This is a genomic window from Taibaiella lutea (genome assembly GCF_008629695.1).
GTDB classification, from domain to species: domain Bacteria; phylum Bacteroidota; class Bacteroidia; order Chitinophagales; family Chitinophagaceae; genus Taibaiella; species Taibaiella lutea.
This window is the reverse complement of sequence record NZ_VWSH01000003.1, coordinates 652,190-672,226: the sequence shown is the minus strand read 5'-3', so window position 1 is coordinate 672,226 and position 20,037 is coordinate 652,190. Positions and strand designations below refer to the sequence as shown.

Sequence of the window (20,037 nt, the reverse complement as noted above, 5' to 3'; positions counted from 1 at the left end):
TGTTCTAGGTCAGTCGAGCAAATTATTCGTAAGATTAAAATTATCTGCATTTCTTCAAAGTCATTTTTGATGGCTTATGATTTAATTCTTTCAAGCATATTGGTATTATTTTAGCCTTTTAAGTTTGTTTAATGCATGCAATCTCAATTATATTTTTATCTTTGAGATACCAAAACACAGCTTATGCGAAAATTCCTATTGGTAATTTTTTGCTTATCGACTACCCAAAATATAAATGCACAGATAATGCCGTCTGCACCACAGCCTGCTACATTCACGCCTGTGCAGGGAATAGGCGTGAATGACATTAATCAACGAAGCCCTATTAATCTACCTAATGCAAATAATGGCACTTCGGTTTATGATGCTGATCTAAGAAGACAGGCACAGTATCAAAGGGAATATGAAAATGCTTTAGTGGATGTAAGAGAAGCTTTTTCAAAGCCAGTCATTCATTATTCCCTGCCTTCGCATTTGAGCGATACAGGCGCAGGATGTTATCAGCAAGCCTATGATGAACTCAATGCAATGCTGACCGGGCAAAGCCCCTTGAGTTTGAAAAAGGCAGTTTTCCTTGTGGAGAATGCCTATTTTCAAAACAAAATGAATTATAAAATTTATGACCGCAGTGTGCAAAATCTGGTTACGTTTTGCCGCCTTAAAATGAAAGAAGAAAATATAGACCCTAAAGATGATGTGGAAGTAAATAACCTTCTGTTTCGGTTTATGAGCGATACGCTCTCCGTTACAGAACCTGCAACAAAAAGGAAAGCCACACATTACCCTGTGCATTATGATTTTGAAGATTTCTATGGCAAGGAAGACTGGACGAAAATGTTCGTCACCAAACTGATGAATACAAATTTTGGACAGTGCCATTCAATGCCGTTGCTTTATGCAATACTTGCCGAAGAACTTGGGACGGAAACTTATTTGTCCGCTTCCCCCTCACATCTTTTATAAAATACAGACATGGGAAGGCTTTTAAAAATGTGGAGCTGACCAATGGACACATAACGACCGATGCCTATGTTCTTGGAAGTGGTTACATTAAATCAGAAGCTATCAAAAACCACCTCTATCTTGATACGCTTTCACCAAAACAGGCTGTCGCGCTGATGATGCAGGATTTAGGCAAAGGCTACTTTGTTAAGTACGGGTTTGATGATTTTGTCTTAAAATGTGCCAATACAGGGCTTCAATATTATCCCAATGATCCTTATGGCATGGCGATAAAATCGGATTACTGTACCGTATTGTTTCAATATGTCGTAAGCCAGATGCCGGGTAAAACACCGCAGGAAGTCCTGTCCATCCCGCAGGCAAGAAAGCTTTATAGCCAGATGCACACTATCTATAAGCAGATGGATGATGCCGGATATACGCAAATACCAGAAGCGGCCTACGAGGAATGGCTGAAATCCATCGACGAAGAAAAACGCAAACAGGATTACGAATTGTTTTTACGATATCAGAAAACACATCCTTCAAAAATAAACTATGGGCAACATTAAAAATTTTACGGTGCTTGCCTTGGCATTGATGCTTTCCTTCGCGACATTGGCACAGACAGACAGCATTAAGCTTAGCTTATATAACAAAGCTTACAATAATATCTATACTATGTTAACGAAAGGCAGGCCAAGCTTTAAGGCTGCCGTATTTGCCGTTGAAAATGCTTATTATCGAAATTCACTCTCATACGAAGCTTACGAAAAGACAATAAAAGGGCTTGCGGCACTGGCAAAGGCATATTTGCGCAGCAATCCGCTTTTATATCAAGGGAAAGACAGTGCCACCATTGGCAAATATGCGGCGGTATTTAAAATTATGACGGACAGCATTCCCATTTCTTTTAATGACACGATACTTTACCACATTCCTTATAAATATAATTTCAGCGATTTTGACGGCTCGGCAGATTGGAGCGATATGTTTGTGTCAAAGCTGTTGGAAACGCATCAGGGCAATTGCCATTCCATGCCTTATCTCTACAAAATTATCGTGCAGGAACTCGGTGAGGAAGCATATCTGGCGTTGGCACCCAATCATATTTATCTGAAACTATTCAGCGAAAAGGACGGCTGGTATAATACGGAACTTACAAGCGGTGATTTTCCCATCGATGCATGGATAATGGCTTCGGGTTATGTGCATTTAAGCGCCATCCAAAACGCCGTTTATATGGACACGATTGGCAATACCAAAAGCGTTGCCATGTGTCTTGTCGACCTTGCGCAAGGTCTGGACATGCAGGCAAAAGGAAATGCAATTGATACCTTTGTCTTAAAGTGCTGCAATACTGCGCTGACATACTTCCCCAATTATATAAATGCGTTGCTGTTGCAATCCAAAATTTATGAAAGACAGTTTTCAGAACGATTAAAAGCGGACGGATATAGCACGCCGCAAGAATATTTGGATAAAGACCCTGAAAGCAAAAGGCTGTTTGGAAATATGACCCTGCTTACAAGTAAGATATATGACCTTGGCTATAGACGAATGCCGGTCAAAATGTATATGGAATGGCTGTCTGTTTTGAAAACTCAACACGAAAAATATTCAAATAAAAAAATTAATTTCACAAAATAAAACATGCACATATGTTACGCTATTTCTGCCTTGGCTTAATCAGCCTTTTGCTATGGAGTTCCGCATTTGCGGGAGATGATAAAAAAGAAGTGCTTACCCTTAGTAAGGGAAAATATGTTGAAACCTTTGATCAGGATAGTATCGAGGTTATCGGCAATATCTTATACAATGTCAATTCCAGAACCATCGTTGGCTTTATTGACGAAAAAGAAGAAGGTGAGAATGCCATGCCGCCGGAAATTATCAGTAGGTGGCTGTCCATTGACCCTTTGGCAAGCAAATTTCCGTCTCAATCACCTTATTGTTTTGCGGCCAATAATCCAATCTATTTCGTTGACATTGATGGATTATATCAGTATCCGGCTAGCAAAGCAGCGGCTTATAAAAAGGAGTTTCCGATGCTTACGAAGTATCTTTCCAGTCATATACAGAATGATATGAGGAAAAGCACTATTGTTCAAAATGCCATTGTGAAGAATACTTATGGTGGTTATACAAACAGTGAACTAGTCGAAAATGTGGCAAAATGGAGCAATAAAAATAGTCCTACAATCACTTTTGAAAAGGGATTAACTGCAAAAACGAATGGTTCTGCTAATGCCCATACATCCAATTCTAAAGACATTCAAATAGATTACGACTACGCTAAAAACCTTGATAATATGCTGTCTGATAAAAACGTAAGTCAGGAAGACAAGCAAGCCGCAATCACCAAATTTTATGGAACAATGATTGATGAAACCACTCATACCGGTGATTTAAAAGATGGTTTTAGGTCTGCCGACGAAGTTGGCGGAGATGCAAAAGACGAAATATTCCATCTTGAACCTGTCACTTTAGAGGATGGAACTACGATAAAGGTTTATGAAGTTGGGGATATTGACGACCCCACTAATAATAAAGATTTAAGTGGCACAAAAAATATGATTGATCGCAAGAAAAGCGAAGGAAAATCAGAAGTTCTCCCTACCGTTCCAACAAACTAGAAAAATGAAATATTTAGCGATACTTTTACTTCTATTAATATTCATTATTGATAAGGGATATAGCCAAAACTATGTTATTGCTTCGCAAGATGGGAATATTCTATATGTCGGATTCGAAAATTCACTCCGTGTTTCAATAAACGAATACTCATGTAGTGATTATTATTTAAAGACTGACAATGGAAGAATTTCTAGAGACAAAACAGGCTGCGGATATTCTATTATACCCGAAAAATCGGGTACAGCAAACATCAGTGTTTATTTAAAAAAACATGATAAAAAAATAGGGGTTGTACCATGTAGAGTAAGGGAAATACCTGCTCCTGTAGCTATTGTGGCAAATTTAAGTGGCGGAATAATCAATAAGAGTATTTTTGAGAATCAACTTGGAATTATTGCGAGATTACCTGCAACAACACTTCAAGCAAATTTCAGAGTTCAAAATTATACGATTACAGTATATGAAAATGAAACTACGATTTATTCAAAGTCGTTTGAAGGAAACACATTCCCTGCAGAAGTGATTGAAATGTTCAAATTACTTAAGTCCAATAGCAGAGTTTTGTTTTCAAATATGAATTACATATCTGCTAATAAAAAAAGCAACCCTTTGGCTCCTATCGAATTTGTGATTGAATAGTCTGTCCCCCAGCAGAGTTTCTCATCGAGACTCATTCTAGGAATGCTTTAATACCTTAGATTTGTGTTTATCAAAAAGAGATTGCAAGCTCTACTTTACTGCTATCATTAATTTATAGTTTATAAATTTCACAACTTATAAGCCACAATGAAAAGAGGTATGGAACATTTAAAATGTCTCATATCTGTACTGAAATAATACCCTTCACCCCGTCTGAACATAGGTCTTACCCCGTCCGGACCGTGCATTACCCCCGTCTGCCGATGGGTCAAAGCCCGTAAAAACTATGTACACAACCCGTACGGAGATAAATCATAACCCGTTCCGCTAATGCTCATACCCCGTTCCGGAACGGGTCAAAGCCCGTAAAAACTATAATAAGCACCCGTAGCCGACGGGGTCTGACTACCCATATTACGGGTAAAGACCTATGTCCGTACGGGTAAAGACCTATCTTAATGGATATACAGAGGTAAAAAAGGGGATTAACTTAAAGCTAATCCCCTTTCCACGTAACATCCTGTTTCTACTGTCCGGCTGTTACATTCCCGGCCTCTGTATCATCTCCGGCCGGTTCCACATAACTCTTAAAGAAATACAGCAAGTCTTTATACTTTGCTTCAAAGCCTGCACCCGGCTCGGTCTCCATTTTGTACTTGCAATGCTTGTAATCTACTCTCGAATTCTGGAAGGCATCGTAGTCATGCGTGATACGCACATTATTACAAATATTGGTAGCTTCCACCATTTTAGACATGAATCCGGCAAGGAACATACGGTCGCTCCAATCGGCCTGTAATTCCCAAAAATCCACATCGGGGCTGCTGAGGTGGGGCTGGTTTTCATGGTATTCCAGTACTTTCTGTACCACCAGTTTATTCTCTTCGCTGACACTGCCGTACTTCAGGCGTTCTTTAGGCGTCAGGTTTCTGGTTTTGCTGGTCAATATGGTCATAATGGTTGACCAGGCCTGATTAATCTGTTCACGATCTTCTATCTCGAAATGATCGTTATTTAAATTGCTGATTGGCATTTTAAATAAATTTAAAGGGTTATAAATAAAATTCAGATAGTGCAAATACTGTGCCAGAATTTTTCCTGAATATGTACCATGTAACTATATTTATGTACAATTTGGAAATTAACTATCCTTACATAAAGCATTTAATATCAATTAAGAAGCGAAACATCCTGTTTTATCCTTTTAAGAATATTTTCCGTAACAATGGAAAATATTGAAATTCTTTGAAATTTGCATGTATAATTACCGCATGTTAAAGTTTTAAGACTATCTGTTAAACATTATCATAATTCATAAACAATGTCCATATTTGAGCATAAATTTTTTAATTAAAAATTAAATTATTCATTTCAATCAACATAAAGCACTCATTTTTAATGGGCATTTAGCTGTAAATATATCGGGTTTGCTCCACAAGGATTTCTTCTGACTGAACTATAACGATTCACAGATAAAAAAAAATAATTAAAATCGAATCATTATACAACAGGATGTATGCTGCATAATGATTCGATTCCATCTCTTAAAATACTACTTATGCTTTCGAAATATTTCAGGCTCTCACTTTTTTTGATGATGGGAATACTGCATTTCCATTCTTATGCCCAAAATAATTTGCAGAATTTACTGGATCAGATGCAGGACAAAGAGCACGGGGGAACTTCTTACTGGATCGAGCACGGTAATTATTATTATTTTGTGTCATGCCAAAAGGCAGGGCCTTATAACAGTACATTGCATGGCTGGGCCAGCCAATACTTCCTGAATAAATATGATAAAAATACCCTGCAAAGACTGGATCAGAAATACCTGTACGGCGATACCCTTAACAGCGACAGCATAACTTTTGCAACTTATATAGGACTAAAAGATAAGCAGTTTTATCTTTTCTATACTTCGCAAGCCCAACATGGTAATACAGTTTCACCTTATTACTATTTCTACCAGCGGATTGATATACACTTTAATACGCTTGTACCGGTGAAGAGAATAGAAGACAGCGCAAAGATCGATTTTGTTTTCTCTGACTGTTTAAAGCCAATGGATAACGGCAATTTTTTTGTAGGTTATAGACAGATATATAATCCTGCGCTCTTCCCCTGGCGCAACCACCTGATACTGGATTCGATGGGCAATACCATTTCAAATGCAAGGGTTAGTGAAACTGCATTAATGCGGGGTTTTACGCCTTTGGGTAACCATACATACCTTGTATCGGGTAATTATGCTGCGGGATCGGGTAGTGCACCCGGTAGCTTTGGCTGGTGCCTGGTGAACGACAGCATGCAGACGCTCGATACTTTTAATGACAAATACGGAGCGGTGCAGGATCCTGTTGCCTTATCTTATTTTTTCAACCCCGGTACTATTGTACTGCCCGGAGGCTCGCTTATTTCTGCAAGTGCAACGCGTTTTGCGCCGGGCTCTTTAGGGGATGAAAGCAATTATCCGTTGATACGCAAACATACAGCCGCTACCCGTTATGGTATTGATAAATTTGTGGTTTCCGGCCCTCTTGATAATACAGATACCGCACATGAAAGTATCTGGATGCCGGTTTCTGTTGCTTACAATCCATACGATCATACTATATACTACGCTTCAACAACACACCATTTATTTTTTGCCAGCTGTGCAGCGAATAGCGACAAAGGCTATTTGGAGGTAATCAGCCTTGATACCAATTTAAATATAAAATGGAAGAAATATTTTAAAACACATAGTTCCTGTTCTACAGTTAATGGGATTAATTCGCCTTACGAACGTTCGGGAATAATCCTTACGGGTTATGACTTTTTTTTAGAAGATAACAGGCCGCTTTATGACTGGACTTATTATATCAATGATGCTACAATATCAGACACTTTACCATTAGCAGTCACAGAGCCAGAGTCAGCAGCAACAAACAACTTCAAAGTTTATCCAAATCCGGCAAATGACATTATTCAAATAAGTGTCGAAAACACTGCTTTAAAATCTGTAACTGTTTACGATATGACAGGCAGAATTTTATTTACCAAATCATTATCAAAGCAAGAGGAATCAATAGATATCCACAGCTTTGGCAAAGGCATATATTTATTGAAATGTGAAGATAAAAACGGACAGGTTTTTATGAGTAAAGTGATGAAAGAATAATGATGTAATGACGATTCAATTTCAATTAATCTTGTCAAACAAAAAGAAAACGCTGACTCCCATTAATCAAAAAATGACCGCATAATACCCTAAATACGCCCCAAAGTACCATTATAAAAAAAGTTAATGCTTTAATTTTGACATCAACTAAAACAGAAGAAGATGAGAAAGATAAAGATTTTAGTATTACTGATTATTATAATCAGCATTCGGACAAATGCACAATATTGGCATGAAGTGGGTTCCGGCACGCAACGACAATTATTTTCCATTTCTTTTGCCAATCAGCAGGTGGGCTATATTGGGGGCTACGATGGGGTGCTTCTAAAAACAGTGAATGGCGGACAGACCTGGGATTCTTTGTCACAAATAGCGGTAATGAATACTTTTAATGATGTAATCGATCTGGATTTCGTCAGCGCAAGTGTGGGTTACGCCGTTATATCAAATTACAATGATCCGACTTTCAGAGGTGACTTATTTAAAACTACGGATGGCGGCTTAAGCTGGAGTCCGGTAGATGCCGGAACGATAGCTGCTTATTGCAGCCATTTCTTCTCAGAGAATAATGGTTTTATAACGGGTTCGGCATTCTTTTCGGGCTATGTAGTTAATAAAATTCCATCAGGAACGCCTTCTTATTACCATACTTTTCAATCGACAGCGGGCTATTTCTTCAAAGCCATTGATTTCAGGAATGAGCAGACGGGCATTGTTGCAGGCGATAAAGGTTACATTGCCCGCACTTTTGATGGCGGCCTTAGCTGGGATACACTTACCTGTCAGGCTACAGATACTACAATCAATGCTATTCGTTTCATAAACGACAGCACTATTATGGCAGCCTGTGCAGGGCAAGGAGGAACCATGTTGATGAGTTTTGATACAGGCCGTACCTGGGTAGCGGACTTCAATTCTCTGACATTTGACTATCCCATCATGAGAAGTATTGTCGTATCTAAAAAAGACTCTTTCATTGCAGTCGGAGAATCTACGACGATGCAGGGGCAGGGAATGATTTACTGGAGAGACAGCACCTCTATGTTCAGCGGCTTTGAAAGGGTAAGACATCCGTTGCGCTCTGTTGCTATGGTAAATGATTCCATTGCTTATGCAGTAGGTGACAGCGGTCTTATTGTTACTAACAGAATTGCCCCTCCTGTTACCGGTATTCATAACCCGGCATTAAATGAAGATGGTTTTAACGTTTATCCCAATCCTAATGACGGATGTTTTACCATTACGTCAACTCTAAAAAGTACGGTTACTGTTTTGGATATCGCCGGAAAAGTGATTTTTGAAAATAAAAACCCTGATTATAAACATATTATTTCTTTAACAGGAAATGCCTGCGGTATCTATCTTTTGAAAATAAATGTTGAAGATAAAAACGTTGTAAAAAGAATTACGGTAGAACGATAAATATGATTTTCTTGTAACGAGCGGTATTGTTTACAAAGAAAGAAGGTATGGATTACGTCTGATATTATAGGCCTAAAAATATTGTCATGTTCCGTTTCAGCTATTTTATTGTTTTACTTTCATCGTTTTTGTGTGGTAAAATAAGTGCTCAGAATCTTGTGCGTAATGGCGACTTTGAGCAGTACACTAATTCGCCGGGAGGCTTACTTCTTGAAGATTGGCTGCCGGGTTGGTATTCTTATTTTACCACACCTGATTATTACAATACTGCATTGTGGACCATAGAAGGCGTACAGGATTATTGCGGGACTTTGCCCCGCTCGGGAGCAGGAATGACAGGCGGTTATCAGCTGGGTTACTGGGGAGCTATGCCGGCTTATAACAGAGAATATATTCAGGGGGAATTAAGCGAACCGTTAAAGCCAAATACACTTTATTATGCCGAAGTGTATGTAAAGCCTATGTTGAAATCTCCGGTAATTAATTTTGGAATTAAGAACATCGGTATTGTACTGACCAACAAACATTATATACGCTATGATTCTACGGCCTCTTATATCATTGAAGAAACGCCGGTAGTAGAATACAGCAATAGCGTAATCAGTGAAATGACAGAGTGGACAAAGGTTTCAGGTTGTTTCATTGCTAAAGGAGGTGAAACAAAAATCATCATCGGTAATTTTAATACCGATGCTCTCACAGATACGGCGCAACTTCCTGGTGCGTTTGGCGAAGAACAGTTTCATAGCGGCATGAGCTACTATCTTTTTGATGATGTTTTAGTAAAAGAAATACCGGCTGCTTTTATTTTACCAAACGAAGCTGTTATTTGCAGAGACAGCACTCTTACACTAACCGCTTATCCTGATAATGCTTTGACTTATGAATGGAATACGGGCGCCACAACAAAATCTATTGAAATCGATAAAGCTTCAACCTATTCCGTAGAAATTACAACGGCAGAGGGATGTGAGCAGAAGGCGGATGTAAAAGTCGTTACAAAATACTGCGGACCCAGATGTTCAGAATTGTTTATGCCCAATGCATTCAGTCCGAATGATGATGCCAGTAATGATTACTTCATGCCAATGAATCCTGAAGATATTTCCGGTATGGAATTAAGTATTTACAACCGTTTGGGTGAACGTGTTTTTTATACCAATAAGCTTGACGGCAAATGGGACGGGCATTTCAGGAATCAGCTATGCGATATTGGAAACTATTTTTATTACCTGAGATATAGAGATTGTAAGGAAGAGGCACATGTAAAGAAAGGAGATTTTGTTTTGCTGAAATAATAGTACACTTTGTAGTGTGTAAGATTTTTATAATACTGTGTTTTTCTTACGATTATTTTGCTCCGGAAAATATTTGAGCCGGATTTGCGTTTTAAGGGTAAATGATTTTTTAATGAAGAAATTAACCCTTTTAATCGCCACCTGCATATTGTGGGCTCATACCAATGCACAGCAAAAATGGTATATTATTACATCAGGAGCTGTTGGCAGTAGCTCCATTAAACAAGGTTCTCATTGGCCGGAGCCATATATATCTTCCATAACGGGTTTTAATACACAAGCCAAAATCGGATACCATTTAAAAAACTGGAGGCTGGAAACCGGCTTACAATATAAACAGACCGGATATAAGCAAGGTCTTACTTTTGGAAGCTCATTTCCTGATACAATGCCAACCGGCTACGAAAAATTAAAGTTTCGGGAGATAGCCATTCCTATTGATATCGGTTATCAAATACCTCTTTCTTCCAGATTTAAGTTAGTGCCTTCTGTTGGTATATCTACCGGTTTCTTATTAAATATAAATTACGCAACCAAAGCCCCCGACGAAAAAGAACATTCGGAAAATATAGGTCATAATCGTTTTAAAAGCCTTTATGGTTTAATTCATATATGGGGAAATACAGCACTGCATATAGAATATAAACTAAATAACCGTTTTGAAATTATTGCAGGTCCCGCATTTCAATATACACTTAATGATATAATGACCGGTACATGGTCGTTTATTCCCGAAAGTAACTCTATACAACACCTTTACTTTTTAGGAGGCGACATTGGCCTTAAAGTAAATTTGTAAATATCCATATATAGTCAGGCATAATAAAGAGGCTGCCCTTTTGGGACAGCCTCTTTATTATGCAAAGAATTGTTCAAATATTTACTTATTCATCGTAGCCAAAAACTCTTCGTTGCTTTTAGTGCCTCTCATTTGCTGCATCAGGAAGTTCATAGCTTCATCTGTATTCATGCCGCCAATATGATTGCGTAATACCCACATTTTAGAAGAGGTTTCTTTATCCAATAATAAGTCATCGCGACGTGTAGAGGAAGATGTAATGTCAATAGCAGGGAAGATGCGTTTGTTTGCCAGTTTACGATCCAATTGCAATTCCATGTTACCGGTACCTTTAAACTCTTCAAAGATAACTTCATCCATGCGGGAACCGGTATCAATAAGGGCTGTAGCTAATATGGTCAGCGATCCTCCGTTTTCTATTTTACGCGCGGCACCAAAAAATTGTTTTGGTTTTTGCATAGCGTTTGCTTCCACGCCACCACTCAATACTTTACCGCTTGCAGGAGCAACGGTATTATGAGCGCGGGCCAGACGTGTAATTGAATCTAAAAGAATAACCACATCATGGCCAACTTCAACCAGGCGTTTTGCTTTTTGTAATGCTATCTGAGAAACTTTTACGTGTTTATCGGCAGGTTCATCAAACGTAGAAGCAATTACTTCTGCATTTACACTACGTTGCATATCTGTAACCTCTTCCGGACGCTCGTCTATCAATACAATCATCAGGTAACATTCCGGGTGGTTGGCAGCAATGGCATTGGCCACTTCTTTCAGCAACATGGTTTTACCTGTTTTGGGTTGTGCCACAATTAATCCACGCTGACCTTTACCAATTGGCGTAAACAAATCCATGATACGTGTTCCGTAATTATTGGAAGTAGTATTCAGGTTTAGTTTTTCATTAGGGAAAAGCGGGGTAAGATAATCGAAGGGAACGCGGTCGCGGATTTCTTCAGGCAAACGGCCATTAATGGTTTCTACTTTTAATAAGGCAAAATATTTTTCACCTTCTTTCGGAGGGCGGACATTACCCGTTACGGTATCGCCTGTTTTTAATCCGAAAAGTTTTATCTGGGAAGGAGATACATAAATATCATCCGGTGAACTTAAATAGTTGTAATCACTGCTACGTAAAAATCCATATCCGTCCGGCATCATTTCAATAACTCCTTCGCCGGGAATGATGCCATCAAATTCAATATTGAAGTTTCCTTCATTCTGACGTGGTTGATGGCGGTTTTGATTTGGATTCTGATTGCGGTTTTGATTATTCTGCTGTGGCTTTGGTGCATCGCCGGCTTTGGACTCTTCTGCCAATATAACTTCCGGAGGCTGAGGGCTGTTATCTTCTTCCGTTATTTCAACCGGTGTTACGACTTTGCCATGTGTTATTTCTGCCGGATCTTCAAAGCTTGTTGCGTCATGTGAAACGTCCGGCTGTTTTTCTTCGACTTCAGGGCTACTATAGCTTACCGGAACTCTTTCAGTTCTTGCATGAGCAATCGGTTTGCGTTCACGGCGAACTCTCGGCACTTGTTTCTCTTCTGTATTTTCAATCGGTTCCTCTGGTGATGCTACAGGAATTTCTTCGGTTGCTACAGGAACCTCTGCTGTATCGTCGGCCACAACCGTTTCTTTTGGCTTTCTGCCGCGTTTCTTTTTGGGTTCTTCTATTGGCGCTACTGCTGAATCGTTCAGTGCTTGCTGGTCCAATATCTTATATACCAATTCCTGCTTACCAAGTTTTTTCATGTCGGTAATTTGCAGTTTTTCAGCAATATCCTGTAATTCAGGAACGATCATGTCGTTCAATTGCAAAATGTCGTAAGCCATTCAAATGTGAGATTTACTAATCTTATTAGGTGTGGAATCAAAACGATTCTTAAATGTTGAGGTTGTTAATCAATAAAGTTTTACTGAATTTTTAATTTTGGAGCTTCCTATTCTTTGGGGCAAAAAAGTAAGCTGTTTTTTGATATAACACCAAAGGGATGGAATAATTGGTGCATTTGTTTTGCAAGTTTACGATTTGTTTTAGTTAAAAAAAAATTTCTTTTACGAATTTATTTTTGAGCAATATCTTGATTATCAATTTCTATGTTGTTTTAATGCGTGTTTGCGTCTTTGTTTCCTACTTTTGCCCTTATTTCCGGATTATGAATTTGATATATTGTTATGATGCATGGTGTGGCTGGTGCTACGGCTTCAGCCCGGTTATTAAAAAGATAGAAGCGCTCTACAAAGATAGGCTGCATGTTGAAGTGTTAAGCGGTGGTATGATTTTACCGGAGGAGCCAAGGCATATCGGCCTGACTGCGCCTTATATTCAACAAGCATATAAAACGGTTGAAGAATATACAGGCGTAAAGTTTGGTGAAGATTTTCTCTGGCATATTTTCAACCCGGAACAAAGCGATTGGTTTCCAAATTCAGAAAAACCGGCTATTGCATTGTGTATTATTAAAGAATACAATCCTGACATGGCCGTTTCTTTCGCTGCCGATTTACAATACTCATTGAACTTTGAAGGCCGTGATTTAACAGACGACGAAGCTTACAGGCACCTTTTACCAAAATACGGAATTGATAATGAAACTTTTTACAGCGATTTACATTCCGAAAAATTTAAAGAGAAAGCTTACTATGATTTTGCATTGTGCAAACAATTGCAGGTTACAAGTTTTCCGCAATTATTATTACAGGCATCCGACAATAAATTTTACCTGGTGGCAAAAGGTTATACCGATTTTGAAACATTGAAGGAACGAATAGATAATATTCTGAAGGAGCTAAACGCTTAAAATAAAGATTCCGGTTATTAATAACCGGAATCTTTATTTTATCCCCATTTATCCAGCTGTTTAATGGTAACAGCTAAGTCTTTAGGCAAAGGCGCATCAATGGTTTGCTTTTCGCCTTTTTGGTTTATGAATTTCAATTGCGAGGCGTGCAAAGCCAATCTGCTCAACAATGGCCTTTCTTCCTCTGCATTTTCCGCCAGCTTAAATTTCTTTTTTATAGATGAAAGCAATAGCGTTCCTCCGCTGCCGTAAAAAGGATCGCAAACAACCGGATTTCCCAAATGCTGCATGTGAACCCTTATCTGATGCGTACGGCCTGTATGAATACGCAATTTTAGCAATGAAAACTGGTTCCAGGATTTCTGCAACTCATAATCGGTATGTGCAAATCTCCCTTTTTTCTGAATACTCATCCTTCCTTTGTGATTAGGATGTTCGGCTATTGGTGCAACGATGCTTCCTTTGTCTTTAAACGGTTTTCCGTTTACAATAGCCAGATAATATTTTTCTACATCGCGGCTTTCAAATAACTGCGACATGTATTTATGGCTTTCTTCGTTTTTTGCAAATACAATCAACCCGCTTGTATCTTTGTCTAACCGATGTACAACAAAAAGCTTGTCGTAATTTTTTGCAGCCATGTGGTAAAGACATGGAATTTCCGCATTATAACGATCGGGAATGCTTAACAAGCCGCTTGGCTTATTATATGCTACAATATCTTCGTCCTCGTAAACTATTTCAAACTTCATTAATTAAAATATTTTTGCAGGCTATCGTTTTCCATTTCGGTCATCAATGCCTTGTCCTCTTTCTTTTTATCCTTAAATCCGCAAAGATGCAATGCTCCGTGAAAAATGACCCGGTGCAATTCCGTCTGATAATCAATTTTGAATTTTTCTGCATTTTCCCTGATTCTGTCCACGCTGATATAAATTTCCGCAACCAGCTCGAAATCTTTTTCCGAAAGATCGAAAGTAATAATATCGGTAAGCGTATCGTGGTTAAGGAATTGAAGATTTTTTTCCAGCAAATAAGCATCATCGCAAAAAATATAACTGATGTCTATTTTTTTTACATCAAGATATTGCAATATAAGCTCTTTCAGAAACGCCGAGAGATTCCGTTTTTGTTTCAGCTTGGATGATACTTCAACTTCAAAATATTGAATGGCCATGGCTTGTCTGAGATAAAAGGTTAAAGCCCTTCGCCTTTTGAAAGTTTATAACCTCTGTAAATCCTGAAAATACCGTAAGCAAGCATCAAACCTGAAACCACATAGGAAATTCCGGTGCCTATATGAAAGGGATCTACTTTTGAATAAGTCAATATCGTTATGCCAATGATAAGGTAAACAGCGCCCATGCCCATGCCGGCATAGCCTCTCATTTTATCAAAATTCTTTTTGCTTCTTTCCGGATCAAAACTCATTAGCTAAATTTTTTAAAGTATTTCTTTTCAATAATTGGGTTGTATGCAATATTCGTATAAAAGCACTAATGTAAAGACAAGATTCTCTCGTGCTTTTTCTTGGAAATAAAGATTTTATTAAGCCATCTTATCAATGGCCTTTCAATAATAATATGAAAAAGAGCTCCACTGAGCAAAGCCGTCATAATACTTATTGCTATAAACAAAATTATATTCATTTGCTGTAGATGAAAATAAATAATAACCCTTGTTAAGAATGAAAATGAATATTCGTGCACCAAATATAATGAATAGGATGCTTCTCCTATAAACAACAGGAGCCTATTCTCCCTAATTTTATAAGGATTACTTTTCCCAATAAAAATAATACTTGCTGCAAAAAAAGCAGAAGGTATTCCCCACAAAAGAACCCGTAAAGGCGCCAGGTCTCCATCTGTAATTTTATACACAAGCCTGATGTCTCCGTACCCAAATAAAATCAAGGCAAGAAACATTAACAAAGAAACTATCAAAATACCCACATTTATGTTGAATGAAACAGCTTTAATTTTCCTGTACATAATGCAGATAAGAACACCGAAAGCAAATTCCAAAATTATCGGATTGGTAATAAACTTTAGCTGAACCTGGTGAACAGGAAAAATAGTACCTGTTAATCCAAGTAAAACAATAATGGCCAGCAAATATGTTTCTCTGTTTTTTAATGTAAATAAAATTAACAGGCTGAAAATCACATAAAACAGAAGCTCAAAACTTAAAGTCCAGCCTACCAATAAAATGGGTGTTTGAAAAAAGCCCTTGTCAAAAACCGGCAAAATTGTAACTGTTTTTAATAATGTAGATGTATTCAGAGTATCAGCCGTTGACGCAGCATGAAAAAAATGACTTATTGCAATACGTAACACGAGAAAGCTACTTGCAATGTAGTAACAAGGCGCAATTCTTATAAATCTTTTCTTAGCAAAATCAATAGCCCCTTCTATCCCTTTTTTCTGAGAAGCAGTATAAGTAATAATAAATCCTGATATTACAAAGAAAATATCAACACCAATTGCTCCAAATCCCTGCAAGTTTAACATACTTGCTTCTCTTTTAATCCCAATGTAATCCCGTATAAAAAACAAATGATTAAAAACCACAAGTAATACAGCAATCGCTCTTAAATATTGAATAGAATTAATCTTGTTCTTCATTATGGTGCTTATTGGGGATTAAGAAGGCGTTATCTAAGAAAACAGATATTAAATTCAAAATCAAGAATTGAAACAGTTGACAAACACAAAATATACAATTTTATTCGGCTTTAATGTAAAAATGTTATCTATTGTAAAATAAACATTACAAAAAATCCCGCCATGAAAACAGCGGGATTTTTGCAAGCTTTTATCAAAAAGATATTATCCGATTGCCGCACGACGGAAAGAAGTAACAGTTAAACCTGCTTCTATTCCTTTTAAGTAATCGGCAACAGAGATACCGTTGTCTTTTACGAAAGGTTGTGCCAAAAGAGTATTGTCTTTAAAGAATTTGTTCAATTTACCTGCTGCGATTTTTTCAGCCATGTCTGCCGGTTTACCTTCAGCAACAATTTGTTCGATTGCTAAAGCTTTTTCACGCTCAATTACTTCCGGTGCAATAGTATCTTCATTAAGACCCAATGGATTCATAGCTGCAATTTGCATAGCTACGTCGCGACCGGCAGCGATAACTTTTTCGCTTTCCGGCTTGTTTAAACCAACCAATACACCGATACGGTAGTTACCGTGAATGTAAGGAACAACAGCATCAGCGTTTACCTGATCGTAACGAACGATATCGATTTTTTCACCGATTTTAGCGACCATTTCCAACAACTTGTCTGCGATAGTAGCGCCATTTAATGGCAAAGCTTTCAACGCTTCAATATCGGAAGGCATGTTATGTAAAGCTGCTTCAGCGATATCGTTAGCAAAAGCGATGAATTCTTCGTTTTTAGAAACGAAATCTGTTTCAGCAGACAATTGGATAATGATACCGTAATTGCCATCAGCATTTGATTTTGCAACAGCTACACCTTCTTTAGCATCACGGTCGCTACGGTTAGCAGCCACTTTTTGACCTTTAAGACGTAAGTAGTCAATTGCTTTTTCGAAATCGCCATCGCTTTCAGCTAAAGCTTTACGGCAATCCATCATACCAGCGCCTGTAATTTGGCGTAGTTTGTTTACATCTGCAGCAGATATAGTAACGCTCATTTTTATTTATTTTTTGGAGTTATTTATAAATTTGTTTTCCACACAAGGTGTAAAAATGAGCGCAAAGGTAAGTATTTTATAAAATATAGCCTAATGTTTGAATCTTGCTGATATTTTTAAAGAACATTTAATTTTAGAAATTACATTTTTCCAAACCCGCACACGCTATTGCTTAATTGGAATAAAGGATCTTTTGTCATTAAAAACGCAGCAATACGCATGCTTTTTTACAAAATCCTGACATGGCCTAATATTTCAGTATCTTAAACCTACCTCCTTTTAAACAAGCTAAATAATACATCCCGTTTTGAAGCATTCGCATATCTATTGTCAATCTATCTCCCCTGTGCTGAATGTCGACATTCATTTTTTGGCCGATAATATTGTAAATAGCAAAATCTTCTTTTCTTATTTTTTTGTTTGAATTCATTTTTATCTCCAAAAAATCCTTCACTACATTCCCGTTCAAATGAAATGGGTTATCTGATGTTGAAACCTCATTGACACCTACTGCAAATTCTCTGTTTACTTTTAACTGCATAACCACAGGAATATGGTCGCTCATGTTATATAAGTTTTGTCGAAGCTGTAATGAATATGGCCCATCGCAATCATAAGCATCTATCCTGTTGTCAAAACAGTTACCATTATTGCCATAAGCCTTATAGCTTCCATCTACATAACTCAAAGCTCCTTGTTGTTCCAGGCTTTTCGACATCATGATAAAATCAAAACGATCATCCATGCCACCGGAAGCGCCGCCTTCACCAAAGCCGGCAGAACTTAACCTTGTAGCTTGTGTATGAATAGCTTTAAACGAATCGTTGCCGTTCCAGTTTCCCGGCATGTGTATGGGATCTACCATTCTAATATGATTATTAGTGTCCAGTATTTTTTGATAAGCCGGTTCATTGTAGGAACTGTAAAAATTAAAATCGCCAGCCAGAAGCACATAATGGTTTGGCGTAACCGCTTCTGATTTTTTTACAAACGTATCAATCATCTCCAGGCGTAATTGCCTGTTGCCTGCGCCTTCACTTGATTTCAGATGCGTTACAAATACATCGAGATGTATTGAATCTCCTGTTGTGTTCAGCAGAAAAGTATAATGATTGATGTCTCGCACTTTGGTGGGATAAACCTGTTGGCGCAGCAATATTAATTTCTCCTTATTGTAAAACACCATTTGCTGTAACGGATCTGCAGTATCACCATGAGTAAATATGAACCCGGCACGGGCATACCTGGAAACACCATTGTAATTCAACGAATGATTTAAGATCCGTTCGGCGCCATCCTCATTTACCAGTTCGCAGCTCATTAATATATCAGGATGATAGGTATCTAATATGTCTTTCAGAATATTTTCCCTGTTTGCAGGTGGTTGCGCAGGAAAGCGGTATAGGTTATAAAACATGGCATTAATGTATTACTGTGGAAAAGCTTTACTACAGCACATTACAAAGGCTACTGCAAATATTATTTTCATTATTTAGTATTTATAATGCATAAAGTTACTTTTTTGTCAGAATATTTTAAATTATCGCTTTTCTTATTTCGTATTATTTCTTTCCGGAATAAAAATGAAGGTTTGCTTTAAAAAAAGAGTTAAATTAGCATCCGTATATTGGTTTTATAATTGTAATCATAGATGCGAAAACTTGTACTTTCTTTGTCTTTTTGTGTTGCTTGTCTTCTTCCTCAAACGGGAAGAGCGCAGGGAATACATTTTTCGCAGTATTACAATACACCCATGCTTTTAAGTCCGGCAAATGCCGGTTTGATGCCTGATAAGGATTACAGGGCAGGCATAAATTACCGCAACCAATGGAGCAATCTTCCAGCGCCTTTTCATACTTTTTCAGCTTTCGGAGATTTTAAATTGCTGGAGAATTTTGAAAAATCGAACTGGCTTGGCGTAGGCGGAGCTATTTTTAATGACAGGGCAGGAGATGGTAACCTTGCATTATTCAGCGGCCAGGTATTTGCGGCATATCATTTGCAGATGGGAGAATACAGCATGCTTTCTGCCGGTATAGGAATTGGCCTGGTACAGCGTAGCGTCAATTTTTCCAAACTCACTTTTGATACGCAATGGGACGGTTTTACATTCAACCCGCAATCGTCTAACGGCGAAACTTATTCTTTTCAAAAAACATCTTATGCAGACATTTCTGCGGGACTGAACTATGCTTTTTTCCCGAATGAAAATCTGTATTTCCAATTAGGCGGCGGCTTGTTACACCTCAATTCACCAACGGAGAGCTTTTACGGTCAGCAAAATAAACTGAGCATACGCCCTACAGGTAATCTGGATATGCTTTTCAAGTTGGGCGATAACTCCATAACCAATTTTTCAGCCTATTATTCCAATCAGCGAAGCGCTTCGGAATTAGTGTACGGCCTTTCTTTCAGCTATAATGTAATGCCGCGGGAAAATGCGCCTACGGTGATCATTCTGGGACTATATAATCGCTTAGGCGATGCCATCATTCCAACAGTAGGCCTGGAATGGAATAATGTGCGTTTTACTTCTTCTTTAGATATCAGTGTTTCGGGTATGAGTCCCAATAACGGCGGAAACGGAGCTTTTGAATTTTCAATTATTTATCAGGGCTCTTATGGCAAGGGATTAAGGAATCATAGTTCTTACGGTTGCCCCCGTTTTTAA

At 38.1% G+C, this 20,037-nt stretch carries 19 protein-coding genes; 11 read left to right on the top strand and 8 right to left on the bottom strand.

Annotated features, from left to right (window positions below):
• Positions 1-183: 183 nt before the first annotated feature.
• From F0919_RS14100 to F0919_RS14080, 5 genes are read left to right on the top strand one after another with little or no spacing between them, the layout of a single operon-like run.
• Entirely contained in the window at positions 184-963 is a 780-nt protein-coding gene (locus F0919_RS14100; protein ID WP_150033411.1) for a hypothetical protein, read from the top strand.
• A gap of 29 nt (positions 964-992) precedes the next feature.
• On the top strand, positions 993-1,514 hold the full coding sequence (locus F0919_RS14095; protein WP_150033410.1) for a hypothetical protein: 522 nt from the start codon (positions 993-995) through the stop codon (positions 1,512-1,514).
• Complete coding sequence (locus F0919_RS14090; protein ID WP_150033409.1) at positions 1,501-2,592, top strand: hypothetical protein; 1,092 nt, start codon at positions 1,501-1,503, stop codon at positions 2,590-2,592. Before F0919_RS14095 ends, F0919_RS14090 begins: the two co-directional genes overlap by 14 nt.
• Before the next feature lie 11 nt (positions 2,593-2,603).
• A complete protein-coding gene (locus F0919_RS14085; protein ID WP_150033408.1) occupies positions 2,604-3,578 on the top strand; it encodes a hypothetical protein in 975 nt (324 codons plus the stop codon).
• 4 nt (positions 3,579-3,582) lie between these two features.
• Positions 3,583-4,218: a GldM family protein gene (locus F0919_RS14080; protein ID WP_150033407.1), complete on the top strand. Its 636-nt coding sequence runs from the start codon at positions 3,583-3,585 to the stop codon at positions 4,216-4,218.
• A gap of 526 nt (positions 4,219-4,744) precedes the next feature.
• Here F0919_RS14080 and F0919_RS14075 read toward each other — a convergent pair.
• Positions 4,745-5,251: a hypothetical protein gene (locus F0919_RS14075; protein ID WP_150033406.1), complete on the bottom strand. Its 507-nt coding sequence runs from the start codon at positions 5,249-5,251 to the stop codon at positions 4,745-4,747.
• A 525-nt stretch (positions 5,252-5,776) separates the two neighbouring features.
• Here F0919_RS14075 and F0919_RS14070 point away from each other — a divergent pair.
• The 4 genes from F0919_RS14070 to F0919_RS14055 all read left to right on the top strand — a co-directional run bounded on the left by F0919_RS14070 (position 5,777) and on the right by F0919_RS14055 (position 10,897).
• On the top strand, positions 5,777-7,378 hold the full coding sequence (locus tag F0919_RS14070) for a T9SS type A sorting domain-containing protein (protein ID WP_190277394.1): 1,602 nt from the start codon (positions 5,777-5,779) through the stop codon (positions 7,376-7,378).
• 162 nt (positions 7,379-7,540) lie between these two features.
• Positions 7,541-8,800 carry a YCF48-related protein gene (locus tag F0919_RS14065; RefSeq protein WP_150033404.1) on the top strand — a complete coding sequence of 420 codons (1,260 nt, stop codon included), beginning with the start codon at positions 7,541-7,543 and terminating at the stop codon, positions 8,798-8,800.
• A gap of 86 nt (positions 8,801-8,886) precedes the next feature.
• Positions 8,887-10,098 (top strand): T9SS type B sorting domain-containing protein, encoded by a 1,212-nt coding sequence (locus tag F0919_RS14060; RefSeq protein WP_150033403.1) that lies wholly within the window; start codon positions 8,887-8,889, stop codon positions 10,096-10,098.
• Between the two features lie 112 nt (positions 10,099-10,210).
• Positions 10,211-10,897 carry a porin family protein gene (locus F0919_RS14055; RefSeq protein WP_150033402.1) on the top strand — a complete coding sequence of 229 codons (687 nt, stop codon included), beginning with the start codon at positions 10,211-10,213 and terminating at the stop codon, positions 10,895-10,897.
• A gap of 81 nt (positions 10,898-10,978) precedes the next feature.
• Here F0919_RS14055 and rho read toward each other — a convergent pair whose 3' ends face one another.
• The gene (rho, locus tag F0919_RS14050) at positions 10,979-12,733 is read right to left on the bottom strand and encodes a transcription termination factor Rho (RefSeq protein WP_150033401.1); all 1,755 of its coding nucleotides are present in this window, start codon (positions 12,731-12,733) and stop codon (positions 10,979-10,981) included.
• Positions 12,734-13,056: 323 nt separating this feature from the next.
• Between rho and F0919_RS14045 the strand changes: the two genes are divergently transcribed.
• Complete coding sequence (locus F0919_RS14045) at positions 13,057-13,701, top strand: DsbA family protein (RefSeq protein ID WP_150033400.1); 645 nt, start codon at positions 13,057-13,059, stop codon at positions 13,699-13,701.
• Positions 13,702-13,739: 38 nt separating this feature from the next.
• Here F0919_RS14045 and F0919_RS14040 read toward each other — a convergent pair whose 3' ends face one another.
• The 6 genes from F0919_RS14040 to F0919_RS14015 form a co-directional block, all read right to left on the bottom strand.
• Positions 13,740-14,453, bottom strand: a complete 714-nt coding sequence (locus F0919_RS14040) for an RluA family pseudouridine synthase (protein ID WP_150033399.1) — start codon at positions 14,451-14,453, stop codon at positions 13,740-13,742.
• On the bottom strand, positions 14,453-14,878 hold the full coding sequence (gene ybeY, locus F0919_RS14035; protein WP_150033398.1) for an rRNA maturation RNase YbeY: 426 nt from the start codon (positions 14,876-14,878) through the stop codon (positions 14,453-14,455). The genes F0919_RS14040 and ybeY overlap by 1 nt, the downstream gene beginning before the upstream one ends.
• 20 nt (positions 14,879-14,898) lie before the next feature.
• Positions 14,899-15,132: a hypothetical protein gene (locus F0919_RS14030; RefSeq protein ID WP_150033397.1), complete on the bottom strand. Its 234-nt coding sequence runs from the start codon at positions 15,130-15,132 to the stop codon at positions 14,899-14,901.
• Positions 15,133-15,197: 65 nt separating this feature from the next.
• Positions 15,198-16,325 (bottom strand): acyltransferase family protein, encoded by a 1,128-nt coding sequence (locus F0919_RS14025; RefSeq protein WP_150033396.1) that lies wholly within the window; start codon positions 16,323-16,325, stop codon positions 15,198-15,200.
• 204 nt (positions 16,326-16,529) lie between these two features.
• Positions 16,530-17,366 carry a translation elongation factor Ts gene (gene tsf, locus F0919_RS14020; RefSeq protein ID WP_150033395.1) on the bottom strand — a complete coding sequence of 279 codons (837 nt, stop codon included), beginning with the start codon at positions 17,364-17,366 and terminating at the stop codon, positions 16,530-16,532.
• A gap of 247 nt (positions 17,367-17,613) precedes the next feature.
• Positions 17,614-18,783 carry an exonuclease/endonuclease/phosphatase family protein gene (locus F0919_RS14015; RefSeq protein ID WP_150033394.1) on the bottom strand — a complete coding sequence of 390 codons (1,170 nt, stop codon included), beginning with the start codon at positions 18,781-18,783 and terminating at the stop codon, positions 17,614-17,616.
• A 234-nt stretch (positions 18,784-19,017) separates the two neighbouring features.
• Here F0919_RS14015 and F0919_RS14010 point away from each other — a divergent pair, with 234 nt between their 5' ends.
• Entirely contained in the window at positions 19,018-20,037 is a 1,020-nt protein-coding gene (locus tag F0919_RS14010; RefSeq protein ID WP_150033393.1) for a PorP/SprF family type IX secretion system membrane protein, read from the top strand.